Below are 19,377 nucleotides of genomic sequence, written 5' to 3' on the forward strand. Positions count from 1 at the left end.
AAAGCAAACACAATGAAAAAAGATCTGCATCCCGATTATCATGTAATTAATGTCGTGATGAATGATGGAACAACCTATCAAACATATTCTACATGGGGTTCTGAAGGCGACACAATGACGCTTGATATCGACCCAACAACGCACCCTGCATGGACCGGTGGTAACACACACCTTGTTGACCGTGGTGGTCGCGTGTCTCGCTTTAAAGACCGCTATAAAGGCATTCTCGGCAACTAAGCTGAAACATCTTTGTATTCATTCAAAAGCCCGGTTTTGCGACTGGGCTTTTTATTTTGATTGAGTTAAATCATCTCATTTCATGCAGAAAGCGCGAAAGGCCGCCTAACCGTGCGTGGTTTTCCATAGAGATAGGAAATGCGCTCAATCGCATCTTTCAGCGGCTCAGAAAATACTGTCATTGTATGACCATTAGCATGAAGAAAATTTTCCTCATCACGCATCATGCCAACATGGCCGGGCCAAAAAATAAGATCGCCGCGTTTTAATCCACTCAAATCATCGCTCAGCGATATTTCTTCGCCAATCGTTTGCTCCTGCATATCTGTGTCACGCATGACAGCAATGCCTGCCATGCCCATGGACAATTGAATAAGACCAGAGCAATCAATGCCAAAGGTCGAACGCCCAGCCCAGAGATAGGCCAATCCCATAACGCTTTCAGCAACCATCACAAAATCACTAGCATATTCATCAAGGTTACGCATATGACGGGCGATCAACCATCCCTGGTTTGTTTGGAGATATTTCGTCCCTCTTATTTCTTGTTCCCCTATCACCTTTACGTACGCCGCCATTGGTATTTTCATGACAGGTCGTGATTTTAAATCTGCCTTTGAATAAAGAAATGTGCCCCGCGACATGACATGATGTGTCGCCTCGGCTGACCCTGCGCGCAGATGCGTTTTCTTCACCCAGCCGACATAATCATCATGGGACGATTGCCCCCAAAACCAATCACCGCGCTCGCCATAAACCGCAAAATTTTCACCATGGAGTAATTGGGTATCAGCCCCTGCTTCTTCTTCCGGCTCAGACCTTAAAATACAAACAGCTACGCTGACATTATATATTTTTTCATCAACGAAATGGTCTGCCGACACTATATCTTTTAACGAGCGCGCAGCCGTGCCATCCCGCATGGGCCTTAGTCGCGGATTATCGGCCAAGTTCTCAGGTATTTCTAAATAGCGCACATCCATCAAAATACTCCTCGTATAAACTATATAAGAGGCTGAATGAATTTAAAGGGAAAGTAAACTTGCTTTTTGGATGACGATATCACCAAGCTTTTCCACATATAGCGCACCTTCTACAGTGCGCTCAATAATAACATTGCGCCGATCACTCTCATCTCGAACACGAGACACGAGGCCTTGTTTACCCAGTGTATCTAGAGCGCGAGTAATAACCGGCTTAGTAACATTCAATTGTTGCGCAAGACCGCGCACAGTGTGGGGCGGTAAGTCCAAATAGATTGTCAATAAAATTGTGAGTTGACGATAGGATAAATCAATATCACCCTCTAACACCAAATCAAGATTGACTTGATGCCAAAGCCGTAAAGCCTGACTTGCCCGCAGATCAACTGCCATATCTATACTCTTAACTCATTACGCTACCGTATCAAAAAATAGCGCGATCACAGACAACAAGCAAGGCGAGACGCACAAAGACCTGCTGCATTCTTTTTGTTTAAGGATAGGAGCCTAATTATATCGCGTTTTAATGAATGCATAGAGTGCACGAATTGCTTGTGCCTCTCCCCCCTTGGGGCGTGCAGAGTGAGCGGTTGGTGTCCAACCATAAATATCGAAATGCCCCCAGATGGCGGCTGATTTAACAAAGCGATCAAGAAAAAGAGCAGCTGTGATTGATCCGGCAAAACCACCTGTTGGTGCATGATTGACGTCAGCAATTGGCGTATCCAACATTGCTTGATATGGCTCCCACAAAGGCATGCGCCACACTGGATCTTCCATGTCGCGAGCACGAACAGATAGTTCCTCAGCAAATCCGTCATCATGGGTGTAAAACGGCGGCACATCCGGCCCCAGTGCCACACGCGCGGCACCCGTCAAGGTCGCCATATCAATCAGCAAATCCGGTGCTTCCTCATCTGCATAGGCAAGCGCATCTGCCAGAACTAGACGACCCTCTGCATCTGTATTCGCGATCTCAACGCTTAAACCAAGCCGCGAGGAAAGAATATCACCAGGGCGAAAGGCATTGCCTGCAATGGAATTTTCAACAGCTGGAATAAGGACCCGCAAGCGCACAGGCAATTCGGCGTCCATTATCATCTGCGCTAAGCCCAACACATTAGCTGCTCCCCCCATATCCTTTTTCATCAAGGTCATAAAGTTGCCGGTCTTTATATTGAGGCCGCCAGTATCAAAGCACACACCTTTGCCGACCAATGTTATCTTCGGCATTCGCTCGCTACCCCATCGCATATCAAGGAGCCGCGGCTCGCTTTCGCTAGCGCGGCCAACAGCATGAACCAATGGGAAATTTTGCTCAATCAAATCATCACCAATGATTTCACTGAAGCTTGCTCCATATTGATCAGCAAGGTCGCGCATGGCGTCAGAAAGTTGTTCCGGCCCCATATCATTGGTTGGTGTATTTATGAGATCACGGGTCAAGGTTGCTGCCTTGCCCATACGATTAGCTTCTTCAAGAGCCTGCTCATCTGCAACAATAAGCTTGATGACTTTCCCATCATTAGCCCCTGTGCCATCTCCCTGATAACGGTTGAATTGATAGGCGTCCAATAACCAGGATAAAGCGACAATTTTTTCTACATTCGGTGTTGTCGAAAAACGATACGTGCCAGCGGGTAAGGCTTTCGTGAGTTTGCCAAATTGAAGGGCTGAGCGTTCACTTCCCGCTTTTGGAGCACCAAAAAAGACCTTTGCTATTCCTCCACTGTTAGAGGGAAGCAGACAAACCTGACCAGATTTTGCACTAAAATCAACGGTAGCCAGCCACTCGCGGTCGCCCTCACTCATCGACGAACATGCTTCATTCATAGTTTCTGGGGTTGTTACTATAATTTCGATCGCATCTTTGGGCTCATCTGCTTGGCTTAATAATTCAACAGGCATAGGGAAAGACACTCCAATTTGATTACGAATCATACAGCTAAACTATAGACACATCATGTCCTTGTTAACCAAAGATTAGGGATAACCATTTACCAATTAGTAAGCATAAAGTCGGTTATTGGCGTGCAAATTATCTGAATAATCAGATGCCAATCTCCCTTAATTGGATATTGCTTATGATACGATCTTCATTGAACAATCAGACAAATAAGAGCCATAGCTGGTCGAAACAACTTTTGCGTGGCAGCGTTGTTTTACCTATTACGGCAGCTCTATTATTGGGTGCCTGCGCTTCAACAACCTCGCCGCAAACAACCGGCAGCATTGTCTCAAGCAGTGACGCTGCTAAAGGTGTACAGTTTTGGGGTGATAAATATCAAAAAAATCCAGCAGATCGCACAGCAGCTCTAAATTTTGCATCCGCTCTGCGACGGACCGGCAAAGCACAGCAAGCCGTCGCTGTGTTGAGACAAGCATCCATACGACATACAAATGATACCGGTGTTCAATCCGCTTATGGCAAAGCTTTGGCTGCAGAAGGACAATTCGAGAATGCTCTCGGTGTCATTCGCGCAGCCCAACGTCCTGACCTACCCGATTGGAAGCTTGTCTCCGCAGAAGGTGCTATTCTTGATCAAATAGGCAACCACGATGTTGCAAGGGAAAGATATCAATATGCTTTGAGCCTTGCCCCAGCGGAGCCAAGTATCTTAAGTAATATAGGCATGTCTCATGTACTGACTGGTGATTTACTATCGGCGGAAAAACTCCTCAAACAAGCTTTATCCCGTCCTAATGCTGATGATAGAGTTCGTCAGAACCTGTCGCTTATTGTAGGGCTTCAGGGGCGTTTTGAAGAAGCTGAAAATATAGCGCGCGCAGACTTGCCACCCGAAAAAGCCGCAGCAAACATTGCATATCTTCGTAGCCTTCTCACGCAAGAAAACACTTGGGACAAACTGAAAGACGAAGGTAGAACGGGTTAATCTTTTAACCAGTACACCCTTTACGTATTACACATTAAAAAAGGCGCTCCCAATATGAGGAGCGCCTTTTTTTATTAATCTAGTTTGGGCCTTAATTACCCAAAGTATGCATCTTACCAAATATCTCTTTCATAGAGCTGGATAATCGCCGGTGCGATAATAATCATGAAGAGCACTGGTAAGAAAAAGATAATCATAGGCACCGTCAATTTAGGAGGCAAAGACGCCGCTTTATGTTCGGCGGCATTCATGCGTAAATCACGGTTTTCTTGCGCCATAACCCGAAGAGAGGCCCCCACGGGAGTACCAACTTTTTCAGCCTGTGTAAGAGCAAGGGCACATGCTTTGACACCATCAAGACCTGTTCGTGCTGCAAGATTGTCATAAGCATCTGTGCGCACCTGCAAGAAGGATAATTCTGCTGTTGTTATAGCAAACTCTTCTGCCAAGGCTGGTGATGATTCTGCCATTTCTTGCGAAACTCGTTTAAACGCCGCCTCTACAGACATGCCGGATTCAACACAAATAAGAAGCAGATCGAGCGCATCTGGAAAGGCTTGTTGTATGGATAGCTGCCTTTTACTTGTCTGGCTAGAAAGCAACAAATTCGGCAAAACAAAACCAATATAAGCGACACAAAGGCAAGCCACTATGCGAATGGTAATAACGTGATCGCTCAAGAGGTTAAAAGTAAAGACGTAAATCAATGCCAGCACAAAAAACACTAAAGGCAAAACGACGCGTGCAAAGAGAAAAACAATAACAGGCTTTGGGCCACGATAACCCGCCATAGCAAGCTTTGTGGATATCGAGCCGTCATCAAGCGCCTCTCTAAGATTAAACTTTTTAACGACACTGGTCATTATTGATTCTTTTTGAACGCCCCCCTGACGCAATGAACCGCTTTGTTCGTTCTTGTCCACCAAACGGGCTCTCTCACGCGCTCTGATCCGTTCACGTTCTGTAGACACGCTGCGCATCCGTTTACTTAAGTCATCGCGGACAAAAATAGGGCGTGCAAGCACCAAGATAGTAATAAAGACCGCCGTAGCCGTAGCCGTTGCAGCAATGCCTTGCGGTCCTGTCAATGTTTCAAAAAATGCATCAAACATTCTGTATCTCGCTTTGCCTAAATCTGAAAATTAATCATCTTGCGCATAACCGCTATGCCCGTCAGCATCATGCCCGCAGCACAAGCCAGAACGATATGTCCCGTAGAGGTCTCAAAAAGCCTCGCTATATAATCAGGTGAAACAACAGCAACAACGCCAGCAACAACAATAGGAAGTGATCCAATAATACCTGCAGACGCCTTAGCTTCTGAACTAATCGCTTTGACTTTCATCCGCATTTTCTTGCGTTCGCGAAGAATTTTACCAAGGTTGGACAAAGCTTCAGACAGCGAACCACCCGAACTTTGCTGAATAGTGATAACCGTCGCCAAAAAACTTGTTTCGGGCGTTGGGATATTTTCATTAATTCTTTGGATAGCCTGACCCAAGGGTAGACCCAACTGTTGAGCTTCGACCACACCACGAAATTCTGAAGCCAGTGGTTCTCTTGCTTCTGATGAAACCAAACGCATACCATCTAACAAAGGCAAACCAGCCTTAATGCCGCGCACCATGATATCAATGGCTTCCGGCAAATCATTGGTGAATGCCTTCACCCTACGGTTTTTCAAAAAATTGATCACAAATCGAGGAAGACCAAACCCACCAACAAATGCAGCGCCAAAAATGAACAAAGGTGGCAATTGAGAGACAAAAGCACCTAAGGCAAAAATTACAGCAGCAACAGCACTCAAAATAAAGAAAGTAGGTTTGGATATGCTCAACCCAGCCTGATTAAGTCGCAAAGCCAATGATGCCTTTTTCTTGGCCTTACTTTTAGCCTTTTCATCTATTTCTGAGAGCGACGCCTGTACAGTTTTACGGCGCTTTGCAGACTCAACACCTCGATTTCTTGCTGTAGGGTCTTTTGAGTTCTTGCTAATATTTTGCAGCCGATTATTTGTGCGCTTTTCTGTGTTTAATTTTGGCAAAAAAATAGCAACTGCGATAAGCATAACACCGACAGCAATCAGCGCGGCGATAATGATAACATTGAGAGGCACTTCAGATTCCTTCTGACTTTGTAACTATCTTTATTCTCGCCTGTATCCTCATTTCATCGATGAGAGATACTCAGGTAAACTATATTAAAATCCGTTTTCTTCAGAAACATTCGCAGCATCCAATGCTTTTCCAAGGCGCTCTTCTTCATTGTAGTAGCGAGCGCGATCCCAGAAGTTTGGTTGGCCAATACCTGTTGAACGGAACTGACCGAGAATTTTCCCATTACTATCCTCGCCCTTGATGTCATAGAGGAAGAGATCCTGTGTCGTAATCACATCACCCTCCATACCAACCACCTCGGTGATATGCGTGATGCGACGTGATCCATCGCGCAGGCGTGTTGCCTGTACGACCACATCAATCGATCCTGAAATCATTTCACGCACCGTACGAGCGGGCAATGTGTAGCCCCCCATCGCAATCATGGCTTCCATACGTGCCAGACATTCTCTCGGTGAGTTGGAGTGGATTGTGCCCATTGAACCATCGTGACCCGTGTTCATTGCTTGCAACAGATCGAAAACTTCTGGTCCGCGCACCTCACCAACGATAATACGTTCAGGACGCATCCGCAGACAGTTTTTAACAAGATCACGCATGGTGATCTCACCCTCACCTTCCAAATTGGGAGGACGCGTTTCAAGGCGCACAACGTGTGGCTGCTGCAATTGTAGCTCGGCGGAATCTTCGCACGTGATGATACGTTCATCCGTATCAATATAGCGCGTCAAACAATTCAAGAGGGTCGTTTTACCAGAACCTGTACCGCCAGAGATGACAACATTACAACGCACACGGCCGATAATTTTCAATATCTCCGCGCCTTCAGCAGAAATAGATCCAAAACCCTCAAGCTGATCGAGGGTCAGCTTGTCTTTTTTAAATTTACGAATGGTCAGTGTTGGACCATCCAATGCCAATGGCGGCGCAATCACATTAACCCGTGAACCATCAGGAAGACGCGCATCACATATAGGACTTGCTTCATCAACACGACGGCCAACCTGGCTCACGATGCGCTGGCAGATATTCATCAATTGAGAATTATCGCGGAATTTGAGGCCAGTTTCCTCAACTTTACCTTCCACCTCGATGAAGGTAGTGCCAGCACCATTGACCATGATATCAGCAATATCATCACGGCTTAGCAAAGGCTCCAAAGGACCATAGCCCAAGACATCATTACAAATGTCCGTTAGCAATTCTTCTTGTTTGGAAATCGACAACGCTAGATTTTTTAAAGCGACAATATCATTGACTATATCGCGAATTTCTTCTCGCGCGCTTTCTTGGTCGAGCACAGCCAATTGCGACAGATCGATTGTATCAATCAATGCGGCAAAAACAGATGTCTTAATATCGTAATATTCTTCTGAATGCTCTACAAATTTATCTTTAGGTGCCTTTTTAGGTGCAGCCATTGGGGCTTGTACCGCAGTATCTTGTACAACTGGTACAGCGCTCTCATTAGCTTCACTTATTGGCGCTACAGGAATATCTTCACTGCCACCTGAACCACGTTTTCCAAACATTTAATACCCTTCAACTTTTGCGCCTAGAGTCCTGAAACTTTAGGAAGCCTGCTTCTTTCCGCGAAATTTATCTAGGAATGGCACTTTCATGCCGCTTTTTTCCATAGATGCGGCTTCTGTGCGTCCTGTTAAGTTTGCTGCCAGTGCCTTAAATTTGGCTACAGTTGGCGATCTTGGATTGCTCTCTGCGATCATCTGTCCGTTGTTCATTGCTGTACCGAAAACAACTGGCTCAAACGGGATACTGAGAGTAACTTTGGTTTCAAGAGCATCTTCAAATGCTCCAACCTTAATCTCGGTCTCTTTGCTGCGATCAACCTGATTTAAAATGATATGCGGCTTAGGGTCGGTTTTGCGCTTTTGCTTAAGAGTATCAAACAAATTTTTTGCATTACGCAATCCAGCCAAATCCGGTGTTGTCGTGATGACAACTTCATCCGCTGATGTGAGTGTTGCAGCCATCCAATCATTCCATAAGTATGGCAAATCCATTACAAAATACGGTACCGAGCTTTGTGCTACTTCCACCAAGCCGTCTATCTCTTCTTCGGTATACTCATACATGCGGTCCAAAATGGCTGGCGCTGTCAAAAGGTTGAGATGGTCTGTGCACTTGGTAAGAATACGGTCCAAATATGTGCCATCAAGCTTTTCACTCGACACTAAAGCATCAGCTATTGTCTGTGCCGGGTCTTGATTGAAGTTCAAACCAACAGTTCCACCGGCGAAATCAAAGTCAGCTATGATCACATCATTCTCGAACAATTCTGAGATCGACCAAGCTGTGTTTTGAGCAATCGACGAAGAACCGCTTCCTCCCTTAGCGCCAACAAAAGCAATTGTACGCCCCAAAGGCTCTGCATCAGGTGCTGTAAACATGTCACCTAACGAGCTGATCAAATCTATGGTTGACAGCGGTGCAACCAAATATTCTGAAACACCAAATTTCATCAAACGGCGATAAAGTTCGACATCATTTCTATTACCAATCACGATCACCTTCGTATCTGCATCACAGACATTCGCAAGGAGATTAAGTTCATTAATGAGCGCATCGCTATCTAGATCACTTTCTACGATGACAACATTTGGCGTTGGTGCGCTTTGATAAAACTCAATGGCTGCGCGCGTGCCGCCCATATGGGTTTTCACATGTGCACGGGCAATACGCCGATCAGCCGCAAATGTTCCAATAGACTGATGTAGAGATTCCGTTTCGCAAAAGGCTTGAATGGAAATTCTTGGAATTGGGCGCAAATCTGATTCTGACGCCGTATGACCTGGAGTATTTGTATCCATAATTCTATCCTAAAATAAGTCTGAAACAGCGACGGGTGCTACAGTTGGCGCTGTGTTTGCTTCGAAATCGCCGACAACCACTGCTGTACGTTCAGCATTAATTGCGCCTTGGCCACGCGGCTCGATGATATCATTAGGGTCAGCGACTATAGCTGCTAGATTACTTTGTGTGGCACAACCAAAATTTTCGTAATTTCTGTTCTCAAAATCGGTGCCAATATCAGTTGGCCAAACACCACATTCACTCGCAACACGCGCTTGTATAGCAGTGAAAGAAAGACGAACATGGCCAGGCGCTTGCCCACTATGAGCTGTGTAAGGTCTCAAGGCGATATGTCGGTGATGTACACCACCCTGTTCTAGTATTTCACGAGCATGACCCGCTATATGACTGGCACTTATTTCATTTGATGAGCCTGACGGCACTAAAATTTGCAAGCCCTTTGCACCTGATTGGCGGTAATCTTTAGCGAAGCCAGTGATAGCACTTTTCATACCAACTGTTAGATGCGTGCGCTCATTTCCAACTGGCAAATCCAGTGTGGTTGGTGATGCATCAACTACAATCGGATGCTTCTGTTGATAAGAAACAGGAGCAACATTGTAATTTGACGGAGCTTGAGATGCACAGCCAGCAAGCAAAACCATAAAGGCACAAGCGGAGCCGGCGTATCTGATTGCGTTTCCGATGTTTCTATTAGTCATTTCACTAGCCTTCTTGTTAAAAGCGATACTCATTTTGTCATCCTCTGCGGCCTAAGGTGTTGATCAAATGATCGACTGACCGATAAGCCTTTGATTACGATTACTTATAAATAAACCCGACGTTTCCGTGATATTTACCCTTCGCGCCATCGCCCTTACCGCCGTACAGTCTATTCAGACTATTCATCAGGAAGTTCTTTGCATCGTCATTGAGGGCATAATTCTTATCTGGACGTGTCAGTTTCTTCGCTGACGTTGGGCGCACCAAATAGGGTGTGACCATAATCACCAGCTCGGTTTCATTGCGAATGAAATTATTGCTTCCAAATAGTGGACCAAGCACTGGCAGGTTTTTCAAATAAGGGAGGCCTTGCGATGACTGACGAATATCGTCACGCAACAATCCACCCAAAACCATCGTGCCACCAGATGGTAACTCAAGCGTTGAGGAGGCACGCCGCACTGAAATAGACGGTATTTGTGTCGGACCAACAAAGGTGAGAGCGCGTGTTGGATCAATCTCACTAACCTCAGTATTCACCGTAATGCTTATGCGTTCAGGAGATTGCACGACTGGTGTGAAGCTGAGTGAGACACCCAATGGACGAAATTCTGTCGTGACTGTTACCTCGCCATCGTCATCAGCAGTAGAAGCCGCAGGGACTGGTATTTCACCACCGGCAAGAAACGAAGCTTCACGGCCTGACTGTGCTGTTAATGTAGGTTCTGCTAGTGTGCGAATAGCATTCGCCCGTTCCAAAGCATCTATTACCGAAGTAACGTTTGCTCCGCCAAAATTTCGACTAATAGTAGCTCCAAGACCACCTGGTTGAGAAAAGCCTACTGCTCCAGATATAGCGGCACTGCTAAGCGCTGCCGCTGTTGTTTGGCCGCTTACGGTTGCTGTTAAATTAACCCCGAGCTGCTTCAAGACACTGCGTCTAATTTCAGCAATAACAACTTTAAGGTGAACTTGATCCTCTCCTTCAATTTGTAGGAGATTGATCACCTGGCTAACTGCGCGTTCATCATCGGGATTGCTGATTGCAGAGTCACCACCGTTTTGGCCACTTGTTGCTGTTTGCGTAAATTGACCGGTTGTTGCTTCACCGCCAGTTACAAAGGCCTGAGCCAGATCAGCTGCACGACCCGCCGCGAGAGGGTTTGGTACAGTACCCGTCAAAATAACGTTATCATTCGCTATTTCAACAGTAACATCTGAACCTGGCACATATTTTTCAATCAATTCTTCAAGCGGACCGATATCTCGTTCAACCTTTAGGTCAAGACTCAATACCGTGTTGCCTGCACCATCGAAAAGGAAAATATTTGTCTGACCAACACTGTTGCCTATCAGGAAAATTTTGCGTGCTGTACGAACAATCGCATCCGCAATCTCAGGGTTTGCAACAAGGACATCGCGAACATCTCTTGGCAATTCGACAACCAGAGACTTATCAAGTCCAAGCGCCACACGTCTTACCGCTCCGACCTCAGTCGTACGTAAGACTTCAAGACCAGAATTAACACGGTCCTTTGAATGTACTGGCATAATAGTGGCGCAGAAAGCGACCAAAATTAATACCGCAGACATGAACGCCGTTGCTAAAAAACGATTGCTTATAATAGCTTGGCCAAAAAACGGAGAATTTTTCATAACAATCCTACTTATCGGTTTTCACGGCGGAAACTTTGCCATGACGCACTATGGAAATTTTATTTTTCTGACTGCCATCAGAACCACTTATGAGGTAGGCACCATCAGCGGAAACTGGCTCATCAGAATCTCGGATAGAGCGCAATGCCAGAGTGATGGAATCAGCAACCTGTTGAGTTACAGTCAAGATTCGAACCTGTTCATCTGTCAGTTCAAGCGTCGCCGTTTTACCAACAACGACAGGTTCACCATCTTTTTCTTGTATTTGTTGGTCAATCGCCAACACCCGCACGTTGCGCAGGACAGGAACAGTGTCAAAACTCTGTGCACTACCCTCCACACCGTTATCAACAGCCCGTGTCATCATCACATCCACACGGTCATCAGGAAGAATAAATCCGCCAGCCGCTGTACCTGGTGAAACATTCGTTGAAACAGCCCGCTTACCTTCTTCAAGCACAGATGCCATGAAGCCCTGTCCTTGTTTCACAAACTTGCTGCTTTGTGCAGGATCACCTTGCTCCATCGTGAGACGAACGGTATCACCTGTGAATTTTTCAAGTGCGTCTGGATTTGCAGATTGGGTGATATGCGTTTTTGTCACACTGCTTGATGGCCATTCAGCCCATCTTAATGAACCACTTTTTATTGCATCACCGCGATTTAATCGTTTGTTAGCGATTAGTATTTTCGTTGTCTCAATCGTTGGAACTTTGACAACTTGACGGATGGTTTCTGGTCCCGCCGATGACGTTAAGTTCACGACCATGACAGCTGCAACGATGGCAGCGACAAAACCTATTCCAAGTATTAATAGACGTGTAGGACTCATCTCATTCCCTCATTAAAAATCGCAACTCTTGCGAAGCTTGTGAGGCAAAATGACATGCAAGTCGTATAATTATGGTTAACAAACGATAATTTTGTTTAGTTAATCAAATCTTACTTATATAAGCTGGCAATAATGTTTAAAACGCTTGATATATATAGGTCTTCGGAAACTCTATAAGGGCAGCAATTGCAATGGCTACGCCATAAGGAATGCCCTCATTTTTGTCGTGCAGTCCATTTATAGTTTTATTTTTTTTAAATTCTTCTGATAGTGGAATACGTCTAAAAATAAGCAAACAGAGTGCAAGTACACCGCCGAAAATTGCCATATATGTAAAAAAGGTAATAAAATTGCCTGGCCCAAACCATAAAGCTAGGGCTGAAATGACTTTCACATCACCTCCCCCAAAAATTCCGGTCATAAACATAATAAAGCCAATAACAAATACAACGGCTGCCACACCCACATGCCAAGCGAACAACTCTAATGGCGGCTGGATGACTGCAAAAATGGCTAAAACACCGACGACAAGTATGATCGAGATAAAGTTTGGCAGTGTATATGACCGCAGATCAGACAATGCCGCGTAAATCATCAATATGGAAAATAATGCGAATATTAAATTCTGGATCATGCCGCCCACCAAGGTGTTATTTTTAACAATAGATTAGAAAAAAATGATGAAAAACCATTAAAGAATAAAAAAAGCGGGAGTAAAACTCCCGCTTTCACTCAACATCTAACCCAATGGTTAGGATGTCAATATAAGTTTAGCCACCTGCTGCTGTACCAGAAATAGCTTGTTCTACTTCATCAAAGTTGGTGCTCAAAGAAGTACCAAGTGTAGTTAGCGCAGTAATGATAATAACGCTAATAAGAGCAGCAATCAGACCATATTCAATAGCTGTTGCGCCTTTTTCATCTTTACGGAATTTTTTCAAAAGTTTCATTGTGAGCTCCTGTGTGTTCACATCTGTTAAACAAATACCGTGGCCCTCTTATACTTATAGGAGCCAGCGATGACTTGAACATAGGGGATAGTTATTTCATCTCAGTTAATTCGACTAAATAAAATTATAAGAAAAAACCGATATACTTATGATTAATCAATCATATATTTTCCATTCGATTTTATAATTATATATATAAAACAATGAGTTACAAATTTTATCGGAGGAAATATACAAGATATATACTATCATAATTTTACTTCATATTAACTATGAATAATATTGGCCTTTATATTTTAAATAAAAACCCTTCTGACAATCAAAATAAAAATACAAATCCCGCTTCAAGCAAGAGCCTACTCCTCAAGAACCATATTGATGTAATTCATGGCCATTGTTTCGCAGCCAGTTGCGGTGTTCTTGCATGTTAGGGCAGGTTTTCTCTACCAGACGCCAAAACTGCGGCTGATGGTTCATTTCTTCCAGATGAGCGACCTCGTGAGCTGCAACATAATCAAGAACTTCCATCGGCGCTAAAATGAGCCGCCATGAAAAATTAAGTCTACCACCAGAGGAGCATGACCCCCAGCGTGTCCGTTGGTCGCGTATAGTGATCGAGCGATAATGCAATCCAAGATTATTGGCATGATGGATACATGCCTTGGTGATATCCTCTCGCGCCTGTTTTTTAAGCCAATCGGTTAGCCTGCGTTCAAAATGCTGACTATCACCTGGGACAAGGAGCGTATTCATATGATCATCATCTACAACGCTTTGAACCCGCCCACGCAATGCGCCGCTTGATTGTAATCGGTACTTCTCACCGCGAAACGGTATAATCGCATCCGCTTCAAATGCTGTAACGGGAGATTTATTTGATATGCGATCCGCTAGCCAGTCGATATTTCGCAACGCAAAATCATGGGCTTCATCATATGTGCCATGCTTAGGGATGGTCAAAACTGGCGCATTGCCTTTTTGTGGCATACGCAATGTATAGCGTTTTGCTCGCGCATTGTGGCGTATTGATAAATCCACCTGCTCACCAGCAATTTCCAAAGTGAGTGTTTGATTGTATTTATTACTCGCCCGAGTGGGTGCAAAAAATGATCTCAACATCAGTATACTATAAATGACTCGCTTGATCACGCCATCCTTGTTTTCAATAAGTCGCAACGAAAAACGGAGCCCTAAGGCTCCGCTTTCACTCAATGATGATGAGAAGGCTACTTATCCTTCGTCATAGAATAACCTGAGTATCAACGCTTTTTGGCGGCTTTATTGCGGCTCGCCATAAACTCATCGAACTCTTCTTGGTCGCGTGCCTGACGTAAACTGTTCAAGTGGTCGTCAAACTCTTGACGCATGGCGTCAATTTTAGCGCGCTCTTGCTCTAATCGTGCCAATTCCTCAGCGCGATAAGTATCAAAAGCTGTATTGCCCATTGGACGCACTGGACGGCTGGTCGTTGACCAATCAAATAAATCTTCGAACTGACGTTTGATGTCTTGTATCAGATCACTCAATTTATGCCCCCAAATGTTGTAACAAAGCATCGCCAGACCAAGGGGCCAGAAAAACACGAACCCTAAAATCATCAGCATGATGTTAAATGGACTCCAGCCAGGCTTCAAAAAAGGACCTGCGTTATCCTTACCAGTGGCATATGCGGTTTGTTGTTGGATCATTTTCTACCTCGTAAATAATGCACCAAATTGCTTCGCCGTTCATCGGCAAGGCAACCGTGACAAACGCCCTTTACTAGAAGCAAGCACTGGTCACGTCTCGTACACTATGTGGTGATGGTAGAAATTTGTTTCAAGAAAATTCGGGCATTATTTTGAAATAGGATGCTGAGTTCATTGAAGGCACTACGTTATTTATCTCTCAGATATAATGAGATAATTAGCCAGCCAAGGCTTTGCTTTGCCGTCAGGGTTTTTCAATGGCAGCTTATCTAGCTCACCGTGCTTGTGGTTCTGACCTTCTTCGTTTTTGCTTTGGCCTTGGCGCTAACAGGTGCTGCATCTTGCTTGTCAAAACTATTAACGAAGTCAGTTATGCGGGGGCGGATGCCTTTGCGAAATTTAGACCCGTTAAAGACGCCATAATGCCCAACTGATGGCTGCATATAATGAACCTTCATGGAGTCGGGTAAATTTTCACATAAATCATGGGCTGCTTTTGTTTGACCCAAACCTGAAATGTCGTCTTTCTCACCCTCAACAGTCAACAGCGCGACCTTTTTAATGGCACTCGTATCAACGTGTTTGTCATGATGCATTAAGCTGCGCATTGGCAAAGCGTGCTCAATGAATACTGCTTCAACAGTTTGAAGGTAAAACTCCTCCGTCAAATCCATGACCGCTAAATATTCATCGTAAAATTCACGGTGTTTTTCAGCTGAATCGCCGTCACCTTCGACAAGATGGTTATAAAATTCCCTCTGCGCCGTCATGTGGCGGTCCATGTTCATGCTCATGAAACCCGTCAGCTGCAAAAAGCCAGGATAGACGCGTCTCATGCAACCCGGATTAGGAAACGGTACCGTCATGATGACATTATTTTCAAACCAAGACAGATCATTCTTACTTGCAAGATCATTAACAGCTGTCGGATTGACCCGCGTATCTATCGGTCCACCCATCAAGGTCATAGACTTCGGTGCAGAAGGGTCACCATCTTCTTCCATGCGTGCAACAGCTGCCAAAACAGGCACTGACGGCTGACAAACGGCCACGAAATGGACATCGCCTTCAAAGAATTGGGCCATTGATATAATGTAATCAATGTAGTCGCCCAGATCGAACTTACCCTGTGATACAGGAACCTGACGAGCATCAACCCAATCTGTAATATAAACATCATGATGCGGCAAAAGCCCCTCAACCGTACCACGTAGCAAGGTGGCGTAGTGGCCGGACATCGGCGCGACAAGTACAACCTTGGACGTTTTACTGGTCATATCAATGCTAGTTCCAGCTGGAACCATGCGTTTGAAGTGAAGCAATTTGCAAAATGTATCGGACCAGACTTCTTCCTCAAGTACAGGCAGAGTTTGGCCATCAATGACCGTTTCTTTAATGCCGAATTCTGGTTTTCCATATTGGCGTGTAGCGCGTTCAAACACTTCGCAACCCGCTGCCAAAGATTTGCCCATGGGGGTCGAGCTTAATGGATTAAATGGGTTTTTATAATAAAGCTTGGTCATGTCCGCGACAGCACGCAAGGGATTAAGCGCTGCATGAGTCATTTCGTGCATTAAGTAAAAAGACATGCGACTAGATTCCCTTTGAATGTATAGTTGTGCACTGCACAATAGCACATAAATCACACATCACAACTAACCATCATGATTAATGAACGGATATAATCTACAAAGGTGTCTATTTTGACAATTTGTTTGCTAAACAAATCATCCTATTCAGTCTACGCAATAAGCTGACTTGAGCAAGCTACTCCAATTAATCAACACTCACCCTTAGGGCTAAGCCCTAGAAACTGAGGCCAATATCACGGTGTCCTGAGTTGCATTTGGCCACATATAGCGCTTGTGCGCGCGGTAGGCGCTTTTGGGCACGTAAGCCAATAGTATCAGCAACTGATGCTTCATAAGCTTTGAGTGGTTCCAGCAATTCATTCGCCGCACGCTCACGCCAGCCAAGTCCGTTTTCATATTCAACAAAGGCTTCTGCTATAAGCGCATCACCCTTATCGCGATCAGCCCTTTTGCCTTTCATCGCGCGCCGGCCTTTACTGAGCCTTTTACGAATCTCTCCCGTACCTGCAACTGCCTTGATAATCGCCTCAGAGCTTTTAATCCGTTCAATCGCCGCATTATTGTCTAGGCTTTGCAAATCGGCCTTCAACTTATCTAGCTCAGCCCGCAATCCAATATATGCTTCATTGCTGGAAAGCACGACCAAGGCCTCGACTACTGGTTTCGATGCCTGATCAACCGCACGGCGATATTGACTGCGAGCGGCTCGCTCCGCTTTGGTCAATGTACTGTAAGCTTTCTGGGCTGCATCCCATTCTTGGGGAACTTGCGCTTGTAGCGTTGCAATTTCTTCATCCAATTCAGCAATTTTGGAGGTCGCCAATTCGATGACCTTTTCATTGCCCCTGGCGCGGTTTAATCTTTGTTCCTGCTTTTTCTTCTCTTTGGCAAAAACAGCCATTTCACGCTCCAACGTGCGAACCGTTGTGTGGATTGGCCGGAAACCATCGGAGGCATCCATAACAGCGTTTTCTGTCTTTTTAATCTCATCCATTAATCCAAATACAGATTCAGCCTCGCCAATCGCACCACTCAGCTCCTCGCCAAATTTCACGGGCAAATAGCTAAGATCAAAGCCCTGTGCTTTTTTGATAGAGGCACGGATCGTGTCACCATTAGTCTGGAATTGATCATAGACATAATCTTCCATGCAATATTGCAACTTTGGATTAAGCGGCGGAGGCGCCGTGTCTGAGGTCAAGGACGAGCGGTTGGGCAGATAGTTCACAAGTGAAGGGTTAAAACCAACAATAACAAGCGCGATCAGTTGGAGCCCGATAAAGGCGCAAACACCCTTATACATGGCAATAGTCTTTACCACCGCTGGCGCCACGCCGCGCAGATAAAATAAAGCAAAGCCAAAGGGTGGCGTCAGGAATGATGTTTGAATGTTGAGACCAATCATCACACCAAGCCAAACTGCTGTCACATTAGCAGAGGGGTCGGCTAACAAGATCGGCGTCACAATCGGCACCACGACCACAGCAATTTCAATGAAATCGAGGAAGAACCCGAGGACGAAAATTACAGCCATCACGATGATGAATTTGGTCCAAAATCCGCCAGGCAAGCCTTCAAGGAAATGCTTCACCAATTCCTCTCCACCAAAGGCACGGAAAGCGGCTGTTAGCATTGCAGCGCCAAGTAGAATAATGAAAACCAAAGACGTCGTTTTCGCCGTTTCTATCATCACGCCTTGTAGCGTTTCATTGATTTTCAGCGTGCGCAGGCCACTCCAGATAAGTGATAAACCTATACCAGCCACCAAAACAATCGCCATTGCGAGCGCAAATTCATCTTCCATCGTGGAGATGTTTTTGACGTTCACATTATAAGCCTTGAGTAAGAACGCGAGGCCAGCAAGTGATAACACAGCGATAATGGCTGGAATGAAGGTGGTTTTACGATCTGGGAAAAGACGATAACCCGCCATAATGAGCGCGCCAGCTGCACCAATAGCACCGGCTTGGTTTACTGTTGCAATACCGCCGATGATTGAACCCAAAACAAGAAAAATGAGCGTAAGCGGTGGGATAAGAATAAGCGCAACATTACCCGCAAACGCCAAGTCCATTTTCCCCTCAAAGGGAACCGCCGGTGCGAGTTTTGGTTTCCATAAAGCAAAGCACAATATGTATAGAATATAAAGACCAACAAGCACTAAACCAGGGATCAGAGCGCCAAGGAACATATCGCCTGCAGAGGTTGAAACAACGCCAAATTCTGATGGCATGCTGATTTCGCCCGTCGCCGTTTTGTATAGAGCCTTACGGGCTGTATCAGCCTGATCTACTGCGCTTGACAATTGGTCCGCTAGAATGATGAGGACAATGGATGGTGGAATGATTTGACCCAATGTGCCGGAGGCTGCAATCGTGCCCGTTGCCAGGGGTTGCGAGTAATTCTGCTTGAGCATGGCAGGCAGAGAAATAAGGCCCATTGCTACAACCGTCGCGCCGACGATACCCGTGGTTGCGGCCAAGAGAGCACCAACAAGAACAACAGATATACCAAGCCCACCCGGCACTGGACCAAAGAGCTGCGCCATCGTCACAAGAAGATCTTCTGCAATCTGTGAGCGTTGCAACATGATGCCCATAAAGATAAACAGCGGGATCGCAATCAACGTATCTCGTTCAGGCTCCCAATAAACCCCTCGAAGGTTGGTAACACCAGCACTCAACCACTGAACTGGCCCATCTTGCGCAAAGAACGCGCTCGAATCTCCTGCAAATAAATATCCCGAAACCCCAGCCGCCGCGATAGTCAAAATTGCCGCGCCAGGCAAAGCAAAAGCTACTGGATACCCCGAACCAAGAGCGGTGGCCATGATAACAACCAGCAAGAGCAGAAAGAAGAGTTCCATATTATTTTAACCTTGGTCTTTTGCG

The 19,377-nt window shown here is 45.4% G+C and carries 18 protein-coding genes; 2 read left to right on the forward strand and 16 right to left on the reverse strand.

What is annotated here, in order from left to right:
• The first annotated feature begins 12 nt into the window (after positions 1-12).
• Entirely contained in the window at positions 13-237 is a 225-nt protein-coding gene (gene rpmE / locus ABJ081_04960) for a 50S ribosomal protein L31 (GenBank protein ID MEP6356012.1), read from the forward strand.
• Positions 238-317: 80 nt separating this feature from the next.
• Here the strand turns inward: rpmE and ABJ081_04965 are convergent, their stop codons facing one another.
• The 3 genes from ABJ081_04965 to ABJ081_04975 all read right to left on the reverse strand — a co-directional run bounded on the left by ABJ081_04965 (position 318) and on the right by ABJ081_04975 (position 3,128).
• The gene (locus ABJ081_04965; protein MEP6356013.1) at positions 318-1,220 is read right to left on the reverse strand and encodes an NlpC/P60 family protein; all 903 of its coding nucleotides are present in this window, start codon (positions 1,218-1,220) and stop codon (positions 318-320) included.
• A gap of 42 nt (positions 1,221-1,262) precedes the next feature.
• Positions 1,263-1,613, reverse strand: coding sequence for a MarR family transcriptional regulator (locus tag ABJ081_04970; GenBank protein ID MEP6356014.1), 351 nt, complete (start codon positions 1,611-1,613; stop codon positions 1,263-1,265).
• A 114-nt stretch (positions 1,614-1,727) separates the two neighbouring features.
• Positions 1,728-3,128, reverse strand: coding sequence for a leucyl aminopeptidase family protein (locus ABJ081_04975; protein ID MEP6356015.1), 1,401 nt, complete (start codon positions 3,126-3,128; stop codon positions 1,728-1,730).
• Between the two features lie 176 nt (positions 3,129-3,304).
• Here ABJ081_04975 and ABJ081_04980 point away from each other — a divergent pair, with 176 nt between their 5' ends.
• Positions 3,305-4,114: a tetratricopeptide repeat protein gene (locus ABJ081_04980; GenBank protein MEP6356016.1), complete on the forward strand. Its 810-nt coding sequence runs from the start codon at positions 3,305-3,307 to the stop codon at positions 4,112-4,114.
• Between the two features lie 113 nt (positions 4,115-4,227).
• Here the strand turns inward: ABJ081_04980 and ABJ081_04985 are convergent, their stop codons facing one another.
• From ABJ081_04985 to ABJ081_05045, 13 genes are all read right to left on the reverse strand, one after another.
• Positions 4,228-5,226 (reverse strand): type II secretion system F family protein, encoded by a 999-nt coding sequence (locus tag ABJ081_04985; protein MEP6356017.1) that lies wholly within the window; start codon positions 5,224-5,226, stop codon positions 4,228-4,230.
• Between the two features lie 17 nt (positions 5,227-5,243).
• Complete coding sequence (locus tag ABJ081_04990) at positions 5,244-6,230, reverse strand: type II secretion system F family protein (protein MEP6356018.1); 987 nt, start codon at positions 6,228-6,230, stop codon at positions 5,244-5,246.
• Positions 6,231-6,314: 84 nt separating this feature from the next.
• On the reverse strand, positions 6,315-7,763 hold the full coding sequence (locus ABJ081_04995) for a CpaF family protein (protein ID MEP6356019.1): 1,449 nt from the start codon (positions 7,761-7,763) through the stop codon (positions 6,315-6,317).
• 39 nt (positions 7,764-7,802) lie between these two features.
• Complete coding sequence (locus ABJ081_05000) at positions 7,803-9,062, reverse strand: AAA family ATPase (protein MEP6356020.1); 1,260 nt, start codon at positions 9,060-9,062, stop codon at positions 7,803-7,805.
• A gap of 9 nt (positions 9,063-9,071) precedes the next feature.
• Positions 9,072-9,800, reverse strand: a complete 729-nt coding sequence (locus ABJ081_05005) for a CpaD family pilus assembly protein (protein ID MEP6356021.1) — start codon at positions 9,798-9,800, stop codon at positions 9,072-9,074.
• A gap of 67 nt (positions 9,801-9,867) precedes the next feature.
• Positions 9,868-11,361: a type II and III secretion system protein family protein gene (locus tag ABJ081_05010; GenBank protein ID MEP6356022.1), complete on the reverse strand. Its 1,494-nt coding sequence runs from the start codon at positions 11,359-11,361 to the stop codon at positions 9,868-9,870.
• A 70-nt stretch (positions 11,362-11,431) separates the two neighbouring features.
• Positions 11,432-12,256 (reverse strand): Flp pilus assembly protein CpaB, encoded by an 825-nt coding sequence (gene cpaB, locus ABJ081_05015; protein MEP6356023.1) that lies wholly within the window; start codon positions 12,254-12,256, stop codon positions 11,432-11,434.
• Positions 12,257-12,392: 136 nt separating this feature from the next.
• Positions 12,393-12,890: a prepilin peptidase gene (locus tag ABJ081_05020; GenBank protein MEP6356024.1), complete on the reverse strand. Its 498-nt coding sequence runs from the start codon at positions 12,888-12,890 to the stop codon at positions 12,393-12,395.
• Positions 12,891-13,026: 136 nt separating this feature from the next.
• Positions 13,027-13,206 (reverse strand): Flp family type IVb pilin, encoded by a 180-nt coding sequence (locus ABJ081_05025; GenBank protein ID MEP6356025.1) that lies wholly within the window; start codon positions 13,204-13,206, stop codon positions 13,027-13,029.
• Between the two features lie 363 nt (positions 13,207-13,569).
• Complete coding sequence (locus tag ABJ081_05030) at positions 13,570-14,325, reverse strand: SprT family zinc-dependent metalloprotease (protein MEP6356026.1); 756 nt, start codon at positions 14,323-14,325, stop codon at positions 13,570-13,572.
• 140 nt (positions 14,326-14,465) lie between these two features.
• A complete protein-coding gene (locus ABJ081_05035; protein MEP6356027.1) occupies positions 14,466-14,894 on the reverse strand; it encodes a DUF2852 domain-containing protein in 429 nt (142 codons plus the stop codon).
• 269 nt (positions 14,895-15,163) lie between these two features.
• Entirely contained in the window at positions 15,164-16,483 is a 1,320-nt protein-coding gene (gene phaZ, locus ABJ081_05040; protein MEP6356028.1) for a polyhydroxyalkanoate depolymerase, read from the reverse strand.
• A gap of 217 nt (positions 16,484-16,700) precedes the next feature.
• Complete coding sequence (locus ABJ081_05045) at positions 16,701-19,352, reverse strand: TRAP transporter large permease subunit (protein MEP6356029.1); 2,652 nt, start codon at positions 19,350-19,352, stop codon at positions 16,701-16,703.
• Positions 19,353-19,377: the final 25 nt, after the last annotated feature.

The organism is Hyphomicrobiales bacterium, assembly GCA_039989895.1.
In the GTDB taxonomy this organism is placed as follows: Bacteria; Pseudomonadota; Alphaproteobacteria; order Rhizobiales; family JACESI01; genus JACESI01.